Source organism: Bifidobacterium sp. (assembly GCF_022647885.1).
Taxonomy (GTDB): domain Bacteria; phylum Actinomycetota; class Actinomycetes; order Actinomycetales; family Bifidobacteriaceae; genus Bombiscardovia.
Map to the genome: position 1 here is coordinate 1947632 of NZ_JALCLM010000001.1, position 17453 is coordinate 1965084.

At 51.5% G+C, this 17453-nt stretch carries 12 protein-coding genes, 1 tRNA gene and 2 pseudogenes; 6 read left to right on the top strand and 9 right to left on the bottom strand.

The genetic code is table 11. The features are described from left to right. Nucleotides 1–148: 148 nt before the first annotated feature. The 3 genes and pseudogenes from ispG to LKI20_RS08240 all read right to left on the bottom strand — a co-directional run bounded on the left by ispG (nt 149) and on the right by LKI20_RS08240 (nt 4700). Nucleotides 149–1404, bottom strand: a pseudogene (gene ispG / locus LKI20_RS08230) (flavodoxin-dependent (E)-4-hydroxy-3-methylbut-2-enyl-diphosphate synthase). A 36-nt stretch (nt 1405–1440) separates the two neighbouring features. Continuing rightward, nucleotides 1441–2658, bottom strand: a complete 1218-nt coding sequence (gene dxr, locus LKI20_RS08235; protein WP_291773480.1) for a 1-deoxy-D-xylulose-5-phosphate reductoisomerase — start codon at nt 2656–2658, stop codon at nt 1441–1443. A gap of 302 nt (nt 2659–2960) precedes the next feature. Further along, nucleotides 2961–4700, bottom strand: a complete 1740-nt coding sequence (locus LKI20_RS08240) for a DivIVA domain-containing protein (protein WP_291772684.1) — start codon at nt 4698–4700, stop codon at nt 2961–2963. 238 nt (nt 4701–4938) lie between these two features. Between LKI20_RS08240 and LKI20_RS08245 the strand changes: the two genes are divergently transcribed. Further along, nucleotides 4939–5012: transfer RNA gene (locus LKI20_RS08245), tRNA-Val, on the top strand. Nucleotides 5013–5100: 88 nt separating this feature from the next. On the opposite strand, the pseudogene LKI20_RS09845 reads toward LKI20_RS08245, so the two are convergent. Continuing rightward, nucleotides 5101–5292 (bottom strand): annotated as a pseudogene (locus tag LKI20_RS09845) (hypothetical protein); the annotation flags it as partial. 99 nt (nt 5293–5391) lie between these two features. On the opposite strand from LKI20_RS09845, the gene LKI20_RS08250 reads away from it, so the two are divergent. Then, complete coding sequence (locus LKI20_RS08250; protein ID WP_291772686.1) at nt 5392–6240, top strand: alpha/beta fold hydrolase; 849 nt, start codon at nt 5392–5394, stop codon at nt 6238–6240. Nucleotides 6241–6326: 86 nt separating this feature from the next. On the opposite strand, the gene LKI20_RS08255 is transcribed toward LKI20_RS08250, so the two are convergent. After that, the gene (locus LKI20_RS08255; RefSeq protein WP_291772689.1) at nt 6327–6782 is read right to left on the bottom strand and encodes a GNAT family N-acetyltransferase; all 456 of its coding nucleotides are present in this window, start codon (nt 6780–6782) and stop codon (nt 6327–6329) included. Nucleotides 6783–7293: 511 nt separating this feature from the next. Here LKI20_RS08255 and LKI20_RS08260 point away from each other — a divergent pair. Both LKI20_RS08260 and LKI20_RS08265 read left to right on the top strand, forming a co-directional pair. Further along, nucleotides 7294–7797 (top strand): GNAT family N-acetyltransferase, encoded by a 504-nt coding sequence (locus LKI20_RS08260; protein WP_291772691.1) that lies wholly within the window; start codon nt 7294–7296, stop codon nt 7795–7797. A gap of 610 nt (nt 7798–8407) precedes the next feature. Continuing rightward, nucleotides 8408–9697 (top strand): SLC13 family permease, encoded by a 1290-nt coding sequence (locus LKI20_RS08265; RefSeq protein WP_291772693.1) that lies wholly within the window; start codon nt 8408–8410, stop codon nt 9695–9697. 168 nt (nt 9698–9865) lie between these two features. On the opposite strand, the gene LKI20_RS08270 is transcribed toward LKI20_RS08265, so the two are convergent. Further along, a complete protein-coding gene (locus LKI20_RS08270) occupies nt 9866–10402 on the bottom strand; it encodes a GNAT family N-acetyltransferase (RefSeq protein ID WP_291772695.1) in 537 nt (178 codons plus the stop codon). 243 nt (nt 10403–10645) lie between these two features. After that, nucleotides 10646–11533: a helix-turn-helix transcriptional regulator gene (locus LKI20_RS08275; protein WP_291772697.1), complete on the bottom strand. Its 888-nt coding sequence runs from the start codon at nt 11531–11533 to the stop codon at nt 10646–10648. Nucleotides 11534–11702: 169 nt separating this feature from the next. Here LKI20_RS08275 and LKI20_RS08280 point away from each other — a divergent pair, with 169 nt between their 5' ends. Both LKI20_RS08280 and LKI20_RS08285 read left to right on the top strand, forming a co-directional pair. After that, nucleotides 11703–12986, top strand: a complete 1284-nt coding sequence (locus LKI20_RS08280) for an MFS transporter (RefSeq protein ID WP_291772699.1) — start codon at nt 11703–11705, stop codon at nt 12984–12986. A gap of 21 nt (nt 12987–13007) precedes the next feature. Next, nucleotides 13008–13976, top strand: a complete 969-nt coding sequence (locus LKI20_RS08285; RefSeq protein WP_291772701.1) for an AEC family transporter — start codon at nt 13008–13010, stop codon at nt 13974–13976. A gap of 623 nt (nt 13977–14599) precedes the next feature. Here LKI20_RS08285 and LKI20_RS08290 read toward each other — a convergent pair. Both LKI20_RS08290 and LKI20_RS08295 read right to left on the bottom strand, forming a co-directional pair. Then, nucleotides 14600–15340, bottom strand: a complete 741-nt coding sequence (locus LKI20_RS08290; RefSeq protein ID WP_291772702.1) for an AAA family ATPase — start codon at nt 15338–15340, stop codon at nt 14600–14602. A gap of 310 nt (nt 15341–15650) precedes the next feature. After that, nucleotides 15651–17441 (bottom strand): hypothetical protein, encoded by a 1791-nt coding sequence (locus tag LKI20_RS08295; protein WP_291772704.1) that lies wholly within the window; start codon nt 17439–17441, stop codon nt 15651–15653. Nucleotides 17442–17453: the final 12 nt, after the last annotated feature.

Genomic DNA, 17453 nt, shown 5'->3' on the forward strand with positions numbered 1-17453 from the left:
TAACCTCCTGGACCGGCTCCAAGCCCTGTTCGCCTTAGCTGCATATTCATCATTCGACACGGGAGTCATTCTAACCGCACAGCCCGTACACCGGCTCAACATCGTTGATCAATCTCAAGGAGCTTTGCTCCAAGATACGAGCTATCACCTATGTTTCCAGCGGTTCCGACAGATACGAGAAGATTGGCAACACCACAGGATGTTGAACGACCATATCGTCAGTACTATCGTCCTCTTTTGCCTCCATACTTTCAGCCATATCCAATGCACGCTGCAACAAGGTTGAGACGATACGATCCTCAGCAACAGTTTCAACAACCTCGCCTTTGATAAAAATCTGCCCCTTGCCATTGCCAGAAGCGACGCCAAGATCTGCCTCACGCGCCTCTCCAGGACCATTAACGATGCATCCCATCACTGCAACAATGGTGCTGTAACGTCTTTGAGACCGTCAGCCACCTGATTCGCTAAGGCAATCACATCCACTTGTGCCCTGCCACAGCTTGGACATGAAATCAAATCGAAGTGACGTTTCCGTAAACCCAGATACTCCAATATTTTGCATCCAACTTTGGCTTCCTCAACTGGTGGCGCGGAAAGAGAGACACGAATGGTGTCACCAATCCCCTCAGCTAACAAGGCACCAAATGCAACACAAGATTTAATTGTTCCTTGCCATTGTGGTCCAGCTTCGGTGACGCCAAGATGCAGAGGCCAATCGCCTTTACTAGCAAGTAAACGGTAAGTTTGAATCATGGTCACAGGGTCATGATGTTTCACAGAGATTTTGAAATCAACAAAGCCGACATCTTCGAAAAGCTTTGCTTCCCTTATTGCTGATTCCACCAAAGCTTGAGGCGTCGGAGCTCCATAACGCTGATAAATATCACTATCCAAACTTCCCGCATTCACTCCTATTCGTAAAGACACTCCTGCTTGTTTGGCTGCTTCACATATTTGAGGTCCAACTTGTTTGAATTTTCTGATGTTGCCTGGGTTGACTCGTACCGCTGCACAACCAGCATCAATAGCGCGAAAAACATATTTGCTCTGAAAATGAATATCGGCGATTACTGGCAAAGGAGACTTACGCACAATCGCGGGGAGAGCCTCAGCGTCTTCCTGATTAGGGACAGCAACTCTCACTATGTCGCAACCTGCTGCGCTGAGTTGTGCAATTTGACGAAGAGTGGCATCTACATCAGATGTTTTCGTATTGGTCATTGATTGTACTGAAATTGGGGCTCCACCACCGACCGGTACTGAACCCACCATGATCCTCCTTGATTCACGGCGGGAGTGCAATGAAGCAATACACGTTTCAGCCTCAGCTGTGCGCCGAAAGGCATGCTGTTGATTGTTACTGGCAAGATTCACAGGCGACTCCCCGCCGTTGGTGACCATAACACCTCTATTCTTTCCTGTTCAGTGACTCTTTGCTTAGCTCTCAGCTCTCACGAGCAAGGAATCGGCGATTCTTCTCGCATCGCGTTCAAGTTCGAAAATCTGTTCAACTTCTTGACACCAACCCTGCTCTTTGAGTTGTGTATCCATCTGATCGAGTGTGACACGCACTACATCGATGATGGCAAGATATGGCAATCTATGCTGCAGAAAAGCTTGCACTGCCTGTTCATTAGCAGCATTCATAGCGATAGTGTGGTTCTCAGAAGTTTCCAACGCTTCCCGAGCTACAGACACTGCCGGAAAAGCCTCATCATTAACCACATCAAAGGTCCATTGACTAGCTTGCGACCAATCACAGGCTGATGATATTTGTGGCAAACGATCTGGTGCCGACAGTCCCAAAGCAATCGGTAATTTCATATCTGGAGGCGACATCTGTGCAATGGTGGCACCATCACAGAATTCAACTAAAGAATGCACGATTGATTGTGGATGAACGGTGACTTGTATATGCTGCGGCGGAATGCCAAACAGTCGACTAGCTTCAATAATCTCAAGCCCTTTGTTCATCATATTTGAGGAATTGACAGTCACCACAGGACCCATATGCCATGTGGGATGGCACAACGCTTGCTCAGGAGTGATAGTGCGCATACGTTCTGTGGACCACGTTCGGAAAGGGCCACCAGATGCTGTCAGAATCAGAGAAGCAACTTCATGATGTGCACCAGAACGTAATGATTGCCATATCGCCGAATGCTCCGAATCAACTGGATTGATTTGCTTTGGTCGTACTTGTGCATCAAAAAGCAAATGTCCCCCTGCAACAACTGACTCTTTATTAGCCAAGGCAAGTTGAGCACCTGATGCTAAGGCTGCAATAGAGGGTTGCAATCCAACGGATCCGTTAATTGCATTTAGCACCACGTCGGCTCCACACGCTGCAGCTTGTGCAGCTGCCCTCTCCCCGACAAGTATCTGTGTGCCCTTGATTTGCATTCTCTCAAGATGAGCTTGCAATGCTTGAGCAGAGCTTGATTCCCTCACAGCCACGATAGGCACGTGGAACTGTGCGATTTGTTGCGCAAGCAGACGAGGATTCGATCCATTGGCAGCAAGTGCCACAACCACAAAACGGTCCTGATGCCCAGCGATAACTTCTAAAGCTTGAGTACCGATGGATCCAGTAGACCCTAATATGACCACACTTCTTCGTGTGGAGCGCTCATCACTGCTGTCAAGATCATTCAGCGATGTAGTTGGAGAGTTGGGAACTGGATTGACAGCAGTATGTGCTGCTTCTACAGGCACTGCTGCTCGTGTAACTCCGGACGAAGTATTATCAACGCTACGTGTCTGAAACACTGAAGCAGTAGAGCAGGTCAACGCTGGCCTCCCAGGAATGTGAGCGAACTAACTGGACACAATCCACTGTGCCCTTTTCAGACACAGTTTTGGAGACAAATACCTCATTTATTGACACTATGTACACATCGCGGCGCACGTGAATGATACTTCTTCACAGTTGCACCGCATAAGGCTACGCGAGCTCACTACTCCTTGGAATCTTGAGCAGCAGATGTCGGTTTGCTGTCCCCTTCATCAAAACCAGGGAATGAGAGGTCAGGAATATCCAAATCAACCTTAGGGAAGGTTGAGCTGTCAAGAAGTGATGTCAACTCTGCCAGATACTGGTCTGGGTCCTGACCTTGTTTCGCTGAATGATCTGTAGCAGTAGCTTCTGCGCTAAGCGCCGCAACCTCGCCGGAGCGATCTTCTTGGTAAGTTTCAGACGGAGATTGCTGCGATGGTACAGCACTTGGTGCAGAGAAAGCTGTAGCAGGTGCCGGCATAACAACTGGAGAATTTAGCGCTTGAGTTTCGACTGCCGCAGACTCTTCGGAAGCAGCCTGTTGCGCTGAAACAGCCGCGTGAGGTTTGTCTGCGCCGGGGATTTCATAGTCATTGCTCTTGTTGCTGCTTTCAACGCTCTGAGTTGCAGACTGAGGCTGTTGCGGTGCCCAAGATCGTGGCTGAGCACTACTAGCACCTCCCACACTCAGAGGGTCAAAACGCTCAGTAGCCGCATCTTCAACAGCGAATGTGCTACCTTCAGCAGCTGGCTGTCGGTCAAGCGGAGAATTAGAAATCTGTGTTTCGCTGTTGTCTTGCTTTTCTGAATATCCCGCTGGAACTTGGACATCAGCATGAGGCGATGCTGCCAAAGCTGCGAGTGAAGCATTTGCAGATCCTGGAAAATTCACAGACTCATGCAAATCCTGTTTCGGTGAATTTGAGTTCACTGAATCCGGCTTAGCGGAGGGCGTCTGCACATTCTCTGCTGGGGTTCCTTGCTCAGGCTTAGCTGTGACAGGAGAAGCTGAAGACTGGAAAATCGCTTTCTCAGCTGCATCTAGACGGTTAAAATCATCGTCTTGCCCGCCGGATTGCGCAAAGCTGGTGTCTTGAGCAGGTTCATTGGCAAAACTTGTAGCATCCGCATCGCGTGAGACACGGTTATTCCGCGCTGACATATCAAAAAGAGGTGCGACTACCTGGGTTGCTGATGCAGTTTCATTCTGCGCTGGTAGAAATGCGGCTGGGAGCCCTTCTTGAGATTGAGAACTCTCGACATCATGGGCTTCTTGCGCAGGAGTGTAATCGTTGACACGCACATAGGATTCAACGCGTGACAGCAGCTGCACAGCAAAATTTAAGAAATAATCTACTTGACGCTCGTCGTAGCCTCTTTTGCCTTTGCATTGGGTGAAAATCACGTTGGATACACGTTTAGCATTCAAATCCACTAAATCTTTGGCATTCTCAGAATGGCGGTTCTGCCCTAATTCAATAGATAGTTTCTGAGCTATCTGATCGATTAAACGATCAACTTGGCTGCGTTTGTATGAAGACTGCTTCGACTTCCCTGCAGCAAAACGCTCCTTGGCCGCACGCGAAGCATGTTCAGAAAACTTCTGGAACATCGATTCGGTTTGCGCTCTCCACGCAACACGTCCGCGCTGATTGATTTCCCAAGAAGTTCGCTTATCAACTACTGCACGTTCCAAACGTGCAAGCGCAGCGTCAACTTGAGCAATAACAAATCCGTTCTTTACTAGCTCGAAAGACACATTTTGAATGTCCTCCTGTCCAAGACGAGGTTCATCACTCTCGTACAAGGCATGAGCCTTCTCAAGAAAAGCATCGACCTGCTGCGTGTCATAACCCCACTTGCGCTTTCCAGCAAGTGCGATCACAGATCCACGTTTCTCGGCATCCGGCTCTTGCGCCATAGGACATCGACCTCCCGCCCATCAGGGCATCAGACTCAGACAATCCAACATTACGTGATTGTTGCGACTCATTCAGTTAAGCATAACCTCATCAGACAACACGGATAACTGCTGAAGCTTAGCTGTGAGGGCTCTGCATGGGACCGTACGCTCAAATCCATCATAGGCATTACATGCATAACGTGTGTTGTTTGCAGCGCGCGATTCGTTCTAGTGATATTGTATTCTAGTTCGTTGCGGGCGATTAGCTCAGTTGGCTAGAGCGCCACCTTTACACGGTGGATGTCGGGGGTTCGAGCCCCTCATCGCCCACTCGCATTTGTTCCCCTTGAACCGACGGTCTTGTGACGATTCAAAGGGAACATTTTTATTGGCTGAACACGTTGGAGCAACAACGGTTTCAGCCTTTCTTTTTGCCCACAGCCTTCGCCGTGCCCACATTTTGCCTACATTCTTCGACAGCATTGTCTATAGCAGTAGACACATGATTTAGATCTGAGTCAAATAGATCTGCATAGACCCCCAACGTCATCGACGCGCTTCTATGCCCAAGCATGCGTGGCAACGCCTTGACATTTGCGCCGGCTTGCACATATCACCCCGTATCACTAAGTGCTGCGGGTTTATTCTTGCCGTCAAATAGCATGTTCGACTCCCGCCAGAGGTCTGATGGTATTCATAGACTGACGGCATGATTCAAAGCTCTTCACTTCGAGTAACAACGACTGATGGCAGGACACTCTCCGGTCGATCTTTCGGGCCGACAGGTGGAACTCCAATACTGTTCATTGCCGGAGCCGGAACAGGGAAGAGCATGAGCTTCGGCGACGAGCTTCTTGACACGTTCAACGTACGTCTCCTGACCATGGACCGGCCAGGGATGGGTGATTCCAGCGGGTATGAGACTCGAACGCTCGACTCCACCTCGAACGACTACCGTGTCTTCGCTGAGCAGACACTCGGCATACGGGGAGTATCCATACCAGTAATAGCCAATTCGCAGGGAGGCGTTTTCGGTCTCTCGGCTGCATTACACGGATGGGTATCGCGACTGGTGCTCGCATCGCCTGCGGACGAGATCTCGAATCCGACCATTCATGCAATGCTGCCACATGAGGCGACACAGCTTGCTGATATTGCCTGTTCCGACCCCGAACAAGCCGCTAACATACTCGCATCCTTCACTGCGCAAGGTATGGAGACCATGGTCATCAATGGTTCGCACCCCAATGATCAGGCCTTCTACCAACAGCCAGCATTCCTGACCCGATACCGCGAAGCTCTCGAGGAAGGATTCGGGCAAAACGGCAAAGGATACGTTACAGACACCCTAATCGCCATGCGACCTTGGAACCTGAAGTTGACTGGCATTCACGTGCCGACAACAATTCTGTACGGAGCACATGACCAAAGCCACTCACCTGACAAGACGGCAACGCTCACCAGCAGAATACCCACCGCCAAGCGTGTGGTCATAGACGACGCCGGCGGAGCTTTACTCTGGACACACTCCGAGCAGGTACTGCGAGCAGCGCTCTAAATCGTCAAACTTTGTTCGGTTCCCAGCCGATGTACCAAGTCTGGTGATCCTTACACCTTTCACCACCAAACACCGTATGCGAGCATTTAGTTCCTTGGTAGTTGCTTTGTGAAGTGCACTTCCTTCTTGCCACGAGTGTAACCAATAGCGGCATAGAAGCGGTGGGCATCATGACGTTCCTCGCCTGAGTTCAAGAGGACGAAAGAGACGCCATGTTCCACCGCCCACTGCTCAATCGATTCCATCAGTCTTCTGCCGATACCAATATGACGCCGCGATGAATCAACGGCTAGCGCCTCGATCTTGACCATCGGTTCCATGTACGAAGCTTCCAGCATGTCGCCCTGTATGTAACCAACTACTTGCTCTTGCACGCTTGCGACGAGGACTATGCTGCGCTTCCTGTCAAGGATGTTGAAGAGTCTGCGACGCGTGGATTCCAATGGGTAATCGTATTTCAAAGCGGATTCATTCAATGCGTGGATCGCTTCGGCATCACTTTCTGCGGCTCTGCGGATAGTAAATGATTCGATGCTGGACATGATTAGCCACCTTTCACATCGCACCATACGTCACCAACGGAATGTCCTACACGAGAGCAGAAGGTTTCGTCATGAAATAAACACTTGCTCTACCTCGCAATGTATAAGAAACACACCAATTATCAATCTCCGACGCAGCCGCAACGACCTTCGCGAAATGCACCAGCACGAAGGCAACAATCAAACAATTCACCAAACAGGAGGAGACCCAAGATCAAACAACTCCACCGAAGCTCCAGCACCCACGGCAAAGAACTGATCGAGGAATTCCCCCGGCTACTGCTGGAATCCCAAAGCATCAGACCAAGGCCTAGACAAGCCCACCAATATGACCAGACTCGCTGACCATCCGGCAACTTACACATGCGAACAGCATTATCACAGCAACCAAGCCCCGCCCTCGCCAGAGTCCTGAGCATGGCAGCGGCACGGCGTACCAAACGTGATGCAGGGAACAGCCAGAAAAATAACCACGGCTCCGCCCTGTGCACTGATGTTGTTTGAGATATGAGTGTGTTTCTGCGTCCCTCAAATACCTCTGACCTTGAGTATCTCGCGCCGATCGAGGAACAGGCGGACATCCTGTTTCTCGAATTGTTCCACCCCTGAGCACTGGGATTCAGCACCAACAGGTGCTGAGAGGCTGGCCCAGGGTGGTTTCATCATAGTGGCCGAGCATCAATCGGGACGTCTTGTCGGTTTCGTGCACATCCTGGAGTATTCCGGCATCGCCCATCTGGAACAGTTGTCAGTGCTTCCCGACTTCGGCAGAAGGGGAATAGGAGGCCGGCTAGTCGGCGTGGCCGAGCAAATGGCAAAGGATCGTGGATACCGTGAGCTGACCTTGCGGACATATGCCGACGTTCCATGGAACACTCAGTTCTACCGCGGACTCGGCTTCGAAGAAGAGGAGCCGAGCACAGAATTCCACAGGAATCTGGTAGCCGTCGAGAAGAGGATGAGACTGGATGAATTCGGAAGACGAGTACAAATGCATGTGATCCTACATCCATGACCGCGTGAAGGCATCAAATCAGAATATCGAGATCGCCCGGAGTGAAGTCGAAGCCGCGAACTTGACCATCGGCACACTCCCGGATGCGCGCTACGAGTGTTCACTCGGAAAGCGCGGTCGAAGCCCATGCAGTATGTAAGGATTTTCCGGGCTGTCATTTCAAGCATGACCAACCGTGAGGTATCAGGTTGATCGAATTCCGCCAATACACCGCCAATCAGACGGTCATCACCCTTAGTGCAAACAGTCAATTGCAAGTCATCGCCAGTTTCTCACGGATGTCCCTCTGCGCTTCGGCTAAGAAGCTCAGTCTTCCGCGAGCGAAGCAATGGGCCGTCGTGTGCCCTATATACAAGGAGCGCAGCCGCGTCCTGATCCTGATAGTTCCTCAGCGTGAGTCTATCTGTATCGATTGCCGTAATCATCAATGCATCCCTGCTAGTGGTGTCCTGCAGCGCCAACCGGTCTACGGACGATACGTTCTGAGCCGACCACACACCACCGTATGGGATTCTCCTCTATCCCGCCAGACATGGATACCACCGTTGACATGTATTCTGGTTCCGATCGGAAAGTGGCTCATGCATGGGCAAATCGTTGGGAGGCGGAGATGGCAGGATTGATTAACGAGATCGTAGCCGTCGTGGTGCTCCTGTGTTTGCTTGTGGTCGTGATCGTAAAGCCGCGTCGCATACCTGAGGGTTTGGCAGGCTTCGCAGGCGCTTTACTGCTCATCGCCGTTGGATCGACAACTACGAATGCCGCAATCTCAAAAATGGGTGAACTGATGCCGACCGCATTGTTTCTAGGAGCGTGCTTGATTCTCGCCGGGTTATGCGAACGAGAAGGTCTGTTCTCCTATCTCGGTGAGGTAACCGTCCGGCTTTCACACGGCAATCCTTCACGACTGTTTCTGCTGTCGTTTCTCCTATGCGCAATGGTCACCGCCGCACTGAGTCTCGACACAACTGTGCTGCTGTTGACACCGGTCATACTGCATATGTCGGATCGGGCACGCGCGGATTTTCGTCCGTATATATATGCCGCTTGTCATCTGGCCAACACCGCATCGTTGTTGCTGCCATTATCAAATCTGACGAATCTTCTGGCAATGAACAGCTCTAGGCTTGATTTCCTAGGTTTTGCTCGCACGATGTTCTTACCGTGGTGTGCAGCTGTGGCCGTTGAATACATCGTGATACGCGTAGCGTTTCATTCTTCGTTTTCACATGACGCTCTGCTCGCAGCCAGCAACTATCCCGATGGTGACGATGCCAAAAGTGTCTCGAAGGACAACGTCCCCATGTTTGCCTTATTTGTGGTGGCAGCCTCCCTGATTGGCTTTATGATATCCAGTTCGCTAGGGGCTCCCCCGTTCTGGGTCGCCTTGCTGGCCTGCCTAGTACTTTTCGTTCATAGGGTGATTCGCGAACGTGCTGTCCTTGGAGAAGAGATTCGGCGGGTTTCCAAAAATGCGAATCTGTCGTTTCTGATATTCGTGCTGTCTCTTGCGGTTGTGGTGTCCGCGTTGTCCGACAATGGTCTGGGAAGACTCATCTCTCCCCTGTTCTCCGGGGAAGCGACATTGATGAAGCTGCTGGTTGTGGCATGTTGCTCGGCTCTGGCGGCGAATCTGTTGAATAATCTGCCGGCGGCGATGCTGCTGATACCTTTGGCCGCCTCCAGCGGATCGACCCTAGTGATGGCGGTACTCATCGGCGTCAATATCGGTCCCAACCTCACCTACGCCGGTTCTCTGGCAACAATCCTGTGGAGACGAATCGTGCACAACCACGGCAAACACATCACCCTCACGCGTTTTACAGGCATCGGGCTGGTCAGCGTGCCCCTGTGCATATTCTTCGCAACACTGTCCCTCTGGCTCGTAACTCTGCACTGAAGCCATTGTATATGCACCATCACCATGCGAGGCCACTAGCACACAGCGAGCGCTCAATTGGATGCGACTATAACCGTCGGTTTGTTGCGGTTTTGGGCGTTTTGGCATGTCGTCAACAAGCATTGATGACCCAAGTCGGTCTCGAACCAGCGATCGTGAGATTAGAAGTCAGTGAGTACCTAATTCTTTGTCGAACAGAAGACTGTCTTCGTCGTAATAGTCCTGCGTGATTCCCCTTGATGTCATATGTAATCGTTCACACACATGTATGGATGGGGAATTATTGGGGTCCACCACCGCCATGACTGTTCTAAGTCCTCTGTTTGCAGCGTCATCAAGCACTGCTTTGGCCGCCTCAGTGGCATAACCACAACCTTGGGCGTCCGGATGCAGTTGCCACCCTATCTCAATGGGAGCTTGCAAGTTGATACCTTTGATACTTTGAGAAAGTCTGACGGGCTTCAACAGCATGTTGCCTAGTGGAGTACCTTCTTGCGAAGTGATGAGCCATATCCCATAAATGCTATGGTCCAAGGATTGCCTTCTCCTGATGGATTCTTTCGCTTCCTCAATGTCCGTCATGGTGTGTGCGTATGGCCCGAGATATCTCACAGACTCTTGTCGTGACTCCAAATCGAAAAGGAAGTGCGCATCATCCTGCTGCCAGGGGCGGAGGATGAGCCTATCACTGAATATGCTTCGCATGGTGCAATATTATCCGGCACCTGCTCGCCTGAAAAGCGTTGCCTGAAGTATTGATAATTACAGGGAATCGAAGAAATCGGCCAGGAGATAACGGCTGAGGGTGAATTTGCGTTTTGCAGTGTTTGCAAGGTCTGAAGTGGTATGGAAATCAGGCTTTCACTCTGACAGCGAGCGGCAGTCCATGAGAATCAAACACTGCTCATCTCAGAAAGCTGCAGCCTGAACCTACACTTGATATAGAGGTCAGCCGGTGGACTGTGGCGAGTGTGTCGGCTGTGCGAGGGACACATCGATCTCCTTGTTGTTTGAAAGCATAGCAAGTGCCTGACTTTCGGGACTATCAGCTTCAGCAGTATAGATTTGAAGGCGTAGATCAGGATCGTCTGGCTGAGTCCACACTTGGTAATGCAGATGCAGGGCACCAAATGCCGGATGCAATAACGTGCGATCACCGAGGGTGCATTCGTGCACGTCGTGAGCCGCCCATAGTCGGGCGAATTCGGGACTATGCATCGATAATTCTCCAATGAGTGATGCGAGAGTGGCATCATCGGGATGTCGGCCCGATGTCAGACGCAGGTATCCGACATTGATTCGAGCTGCCTGCTGCCAGTCCTCATACATTTCTCGAACAAATGGGTCAAAAAACAGTAGACGGGCCATAACAGGTCGGTGCCGCGCGTCAGAGGGTGCCATCTCATCAAGATGCGGCGCAATTAGACGATGACCGGCGGTATTCCAGCCGAGAATGTCCGTGTAGCGTCCCATCAGTATTGCCGGCGCGGATCCTATTGCGGTGAGCAACCGCGCCGCAGATGGTCCGGGATTTTTGCTTCTCGGATGATACAGCTCGTTGGCAGTGAGTTGGGCTAGATCATATAAATGGGCGCGTTCGGCATCATTGAGATGCAAGGCGCGAGCCAAAGCGTCGAGTACAGATGGTGATGCGCTGGTTGAGCTGCCGCGTTCCAGTCTGGTGTAATACGAGGTGGAGATTCCGGCCAGTTCGGCGACTTCCTCTCGTCTGAGTCCGGGAACACGTCGCCAGCGCCCTCCCCTTGGCAGGTCAGACTCCTGTGGATCCAACCGTGCTCGTCGTGTGGAAAGAAAACGTCCAAGTTCGCTAGGCATGTTCCCATGCTAGGCGCATTGTGCAATGAGTTTCCAGACCCTGATTGTGCTAGGAACTTCTCGGTCTTGTTGACTTGTCGCTGTAGAGAGACGCTCTTCTCATGCCTGTTGGAAAGCCGTGTCGAAACAATGGCAAATCGAAACAGCGGTATTGAGAGGAAGACCCGCAATGTCAGTGAGAAAAACCATACAGTACCGAAGGGATACATCCTCTTCAAACTCCAGGACCATAGCAAGAAGACGCTATCCGCTGATCCCTGCAGCGTTCGCCGGTTTGCTGGTGTTCTTTCTGTTCACACTTTCCAATATTCCCACGCCCCTGTATGTCATTTGGCAACGAGATTGGGATTTCTCATCTGGGACGTTAACGGTCGTGTTTTCAGGAACGTATGTTGCGGCGATTATGCTCAGTCTGCTGATCGTCGGACGTCTGGCTGATCTGTATGGGCGACGCCCCGTCCTCGTTGCGGGAGCGGTGTGTGCCTGCCTGGCTTCTGTGGTGTTTCTGATGTCTGATGGGGTGTCCGACTTGCTGTTGGGTCGTTTTCTATCCGGCATAACCATCGCATGTACGGTCACTGCCGGCATGGCTGCATGTGTTGATCTTGCTCCACGCGGGCGCAAGGCAAGCGGCTCTCTCTTCGCCACAATCGGTCTGGTCTCCGGCGCCGGATTCGGTCCACTGCTCGCGGGATTTATCTCACCATTGAGCAATAAACCGCAAATTCCCATATTTATTACCATGCTGGTCATCAGCGTGCTCGCCTTGTCCATAACTCTATTACTGCCCCTGAGCCTTCCATCACCCTGCCACCAAAAGCGGGAACTATTGCCTGCTTTGCCTCGTGTTCCTCGTGGATTCGGCAAGGTGCTCATCTGGGCTACCGCAACCGCCTCCCCAGGCATGACCGTGGCAGCTTTTATGGTGGGCCTTGCACCATCCGTTCTTGCTAATCTGTTGCACCAATCCAACTCCGTCACAGCTGGAATAATCGTCTGTTCTATGTTCATCGCCGGAACCGTAGCTCAGATACCAGTGAAGCGACTCGATATGAGAGCACAGCTCGCCGTCGGTCCGATATGTGCCCTTCTGGCGATGGCGATCGTAACGATATGCGTGACAATCGCTCCCAATATAGAGCTCTTTGCCCTCGCTGCAATCCTGTGTGGCATCGCGCAAGGCACCGGGCAACTTGCGGCCGTGGCGCTTATCGGGACGACCATCAACCAAACCCACCGCTCCGAGTCAGACGCCGCACTGAATCTTGTCAGTTACATTCCGACCGCAGTGTTGCCCATACTGTGTGGCTATGCTGCGGATGGTATCGGACTTGCATGGGCATGTCTGGCTTTCGCCATCCTTATCATCGTTATTACCGCCTCTTGCCTGGTCTTCACCCAGCGCACGTATCATCGGCGGGCTGGAGCCGAAGCTGACTGGTATGTAGTGTAGAGCGTGGAAAGAGGTGCACGCGTGGGGCAAGCCGGGGTCGTATCCGTACAATTGGTCGGATTCTTCATTATGCTAATGGTCGGCTATACGTGTGTACGGCTCAAATTCTATGGAATGACAACGCTGAATGGATTCTGTTCTTTGCTTGCCAATGTGCTCATTCCAGTATTGGTGTTTTCGAATGCCGTCGATGGCGCTACCAGAACCGATCTGGTAAACAACTGGGGCATTATGCTTTTGACCGCCATCATGTATGCACTGCTGATGCTTGTGTTCTGGGTATTCGCGAAACTACTCAAGCTCAGGCGAGAACGGAGCCGGCTCTTTCAGGCATCTATGATATTCGGCAATGCAGGCTTCATCGGCATCCCCCTAGTGATGGCACTCTTCCCTCAAAATGGTGCCATCTATGTGGTCTTGATGTCATTAATCGATCAATCACTGCTATGGACTTACGGCGTCTGGCTGTGTGAACCGATACGTGCCGAATCATCCGTTTCGCAGGATACCCCATTGCTGAGAACTCGACTGTTGAGCATCCTGCGCCGCTTCGTGAATCCTGCATTCATCGGAGTTCTGCTGGCGCTACTGCTAATCCTGTGCAACCTTCATCTGCCGACCCTGATTCTGAAACCTTTGCACACCATTGGTACTATGGCCACACCGATGTCGATGATATATCTGGGTGGCTTGTTCGCCTTAACGAAGTGGTGGAATGTGCTCAAGCGCTACGAGCTGTATATAGGCCTGGTGTTGAAAATGATCGCATTCCCCTTGGCACTGTATGCGCTATTGAACGCGATACCACTGCCCGTGACGCATGACATGATTATCATGATCACCATCATCGCCGCTTTACCAACGATGACGACCGTCGCCATGTTCTCCGGTCGCAGCAACAATATGCCTGATTACGCGGTGGGTTTCGTGCTGGTTTCCACACTTTTCTCGCTGTTCTCACTCAGCGCTGTTTCGATGATCATTCTCTAGAACCAGACATCACGAATATTCCGGAACACAAGGTATCCGAGAAGATACTGCGCGCCATCCGATCCTGTTGCCGATGCGCCATCACCGACACCTCAATCCCGCTATCGGTGACGCAACGCACTCCCCCGCCATCAGGAAAGCAAACACAAAGTCGCATATGTCCACTACTGCCACCTGGTTTTGAACCCATATTCGATACTTACGCTATCCCAATCACGAGCCATACGTTTACGCCAGAATGTGCTGCCACCAATCACACCTTCGAGCGATATAACCCATAGCACATCACATCAGTTGTCAACATGCAGCAATCCGGTTCCATGACAACGACTTACGATCCAAGGACGGATGATGCCACGCACATAGACTCTTGGCATCGGTGAAGGACTTGGATTCACTCTTTCAATTGCATCAGCACCACCAAACAGGCCACCGTGGTACGCAAGTGCGCTGCGAACCCCAGAAGTGAAGCTGGAGTAGCTTTGGCGCATTGGGATTTTGAAAGTTTGGCAGGTCGGACGTGGTATGAAAATTAGACTTTCACTCTGACAACAAAGCGGCATCCTATAAGAATCATCCGGAATCAGGTCAGCGCTAAGACGACCAGAGTGTGTATAGAAAAATCACTCACCCGTCTCCCCTAACAGATGTCGCAGGACTGACTCGCGATGGTTGATGAAGGTCTCCGTTATCCGATAGGCGTTAGTCTCCTCGTAAGAGCACGGACGGATGGGCGGATTGTCGAAATCAAGTATCGTCGCACCGGGCAAGCCAAGCAGAATCGGCGAATGCGTGGCGATGATGAACTGCGACCCATGGGCTGCACGTTCATCAATCATCGCCAGCAGTGACAGTTGGCGTTGCGCCGACAGCGCCGATTCGGGCTCATCCATCAGATACAGCCCTTCAGATTCGAAAGCGTCAACAAATGACAGGAAGCTTTCTCCATGCGACTGCTCATGAAGATTGATGTTAGGCGCTGTTGATTGAGGGGACGGTCCATACTCCAAGGCTGCTGTCGCCATGTTGAAAAAGCTTTCGGCCCGAAAGAAATAACTTGAACGCGATTTGCCTCGATCTCGCGCGATGCTCAGGGCCTGACCAAGTTCAGAAACGTCATCGTAGGTTGAGAAGCGATAATTCAGCGTGCCGCCCTCACCATTGAAGCCATAAGTGGTAGCGATCGCCTCAAGCAATGTCGATTTGCCGGTCCCGTTTTCTCCGACCAAAAAGGTTACCCGCGCATCGAATGCCAAGGAATCAAGCGCTCTGATAGCGGGGATATGCCGCAGATATGAATCCTCGGGTATCGCGTTCCAATTCACATCCACGCTACGAATAAATCGCAGCGTCGTCTTATCCATATCCACTTGCATCCGTTTCTGATAATTGTATCCGGCGAGCGGCATCTGGGCCCGTGCACCTTACATACCGATTACAGCACTATTGTCACACGAAACAATCCCAGGCTTGGGAAGGGCACCACTTATGTCACCTCGATCAGAGCGCTCCATTCCTACTAATCTCTGAGCTCGTGTGCACTGCTTTCTGCCTCGGGTGCGCGCGTGGGCGTAACTGTGCGTATCAGCACAAGATAGCCGCCATACACGTGTCTACATGCACGGCCACGCATTCGGAATATGCACAATGACAAGAAAACTAGCATATCGACAGTCATGGCGTTGGTATATCTTCAACGGTTATTTGGAAAGTTAACGCTCCGGCATAGTCACCAGCATCAGCATCGCTTGCTACGATTCCATCAACAAAGCGAGCCTGCAAAGTCGCTGCAACGGGTGTGCCAGACGAAACCACCAAATCACTACCATTCTGAAACTTAAGCGGTGTGCTCGACTGGTTCACGCGCAACTCATAACCCAAACTCTTCTCGCCCGAAGTAATCTCTAGAGCTGGGTCACCATTTTGAGCCGCTACGCGCACCGCTACCTGCTCACCCTCAGCAACACCAGCTACGTTAATAGCCAAATTCACGTTATTACCCACCCACTGGGACACATCGCCAGCTTTGGTACCATCAAGTACGAAGCCTGCGGGCAACGTCACCATCACCTCAGACTCCACTTCGCCAGATACATCAGACCCTGGAAGCTGCTTACCCTTGATCGTGGTTTTCACTGGTTCTGTAGCCTTATTCGTCAACCCGGCAGACTCACTGCCATCCTGTTGACCCCACACATACAAGTCGTAATCCTTCAACTCGTCAGTCATGGCCAACATAGGCAACCTAGTATTACCACCGTCATTGGTTTTACCCGAGCCCAACACCGTGTTCGACTCAGGGTCAACAACCTTCCAACCCAAACCCGACTGTGCATCCAAATCGGACCTACCAGACAAACTCAATCTGCGTGGACCCGCATCATCAGAAACCGAAACGGACCAATCCTCATTTAACTTCTTGCCCGACTCCACAAACGTCAATCGTAAATCACTCGACGCTCTCTGGCTCTGATCCTGACTGTCCGCCGACAGTAGCAGATTATCAAGACCCAAACGAAGAGCAGGCCGCAACCCTGGAGTCTCTTGGTTCGTATTGAAAGTGTTTGGTTCACCATTAATCTTCACACGGACCGCAATCGAATTGTGCGACCATCGAGCGGAACGCAACCAAGAGCCAGAAGCACCATTAGCACATCCAGTCTGGGCTGTGTCATCAATATATATCTTGCAAGCAAGATTCGGATCCGCGTTCGTTCCAGAGAAATGACCAAAATACTTATTCACATCACCAATAGACAACGGAAACACCTTATAAGCATTCACCGAAAAAGAACCAACAGGATCAGTCACCGGCTCACTACCAGAACTACACCCTACGGACTGAGCAGCAGTACACACACCCTCCAACTTGGCCGAACGCAACAACCCTTGCTCAAACGAAGAATAATTCGCCGCACCAACAGCATCAGACACCACCGCAAGATTCGACTTATACGAAGCAGTCTCACTATCAAAAGAATTCCGAAACGAAGCATTCGTATCAAACTTAAAACCAGCAGTCACCACATCATCAGCCCACAACAGAGCCTCATTAGCAGCAACCGACGTCGTCGACGACGCCGACCAATCATTCGTAGGCACCGTCGCTTTATTAAACGACCTACCAGCCTCACTCGCCACCGCACCCTTCGCCAACGTCTTATACCCACCAGACACCTGCTTAGAGTCATATGTACCCGAACTACCCTGCTTACCAAACACAATCCGACGAGTCGAAGCCCAACCACTCGAAACAACAGGAGTCGCACCAACAGACAAGGTACTGAAATAGCCATCAGCCACACCAGCCTTCACCGTACCCGCAACCGCAGCATCATCAGCAGCCGCCCACTCAACCGGCAACGCCACCATCACCCCTGTAAGCAGCACGAAAACTGCCAGAACGAACGCGACCAGAACAGCACCACCACGATACCGGCCAACACCACCACGCAAACCACCCATAACACTAATCCC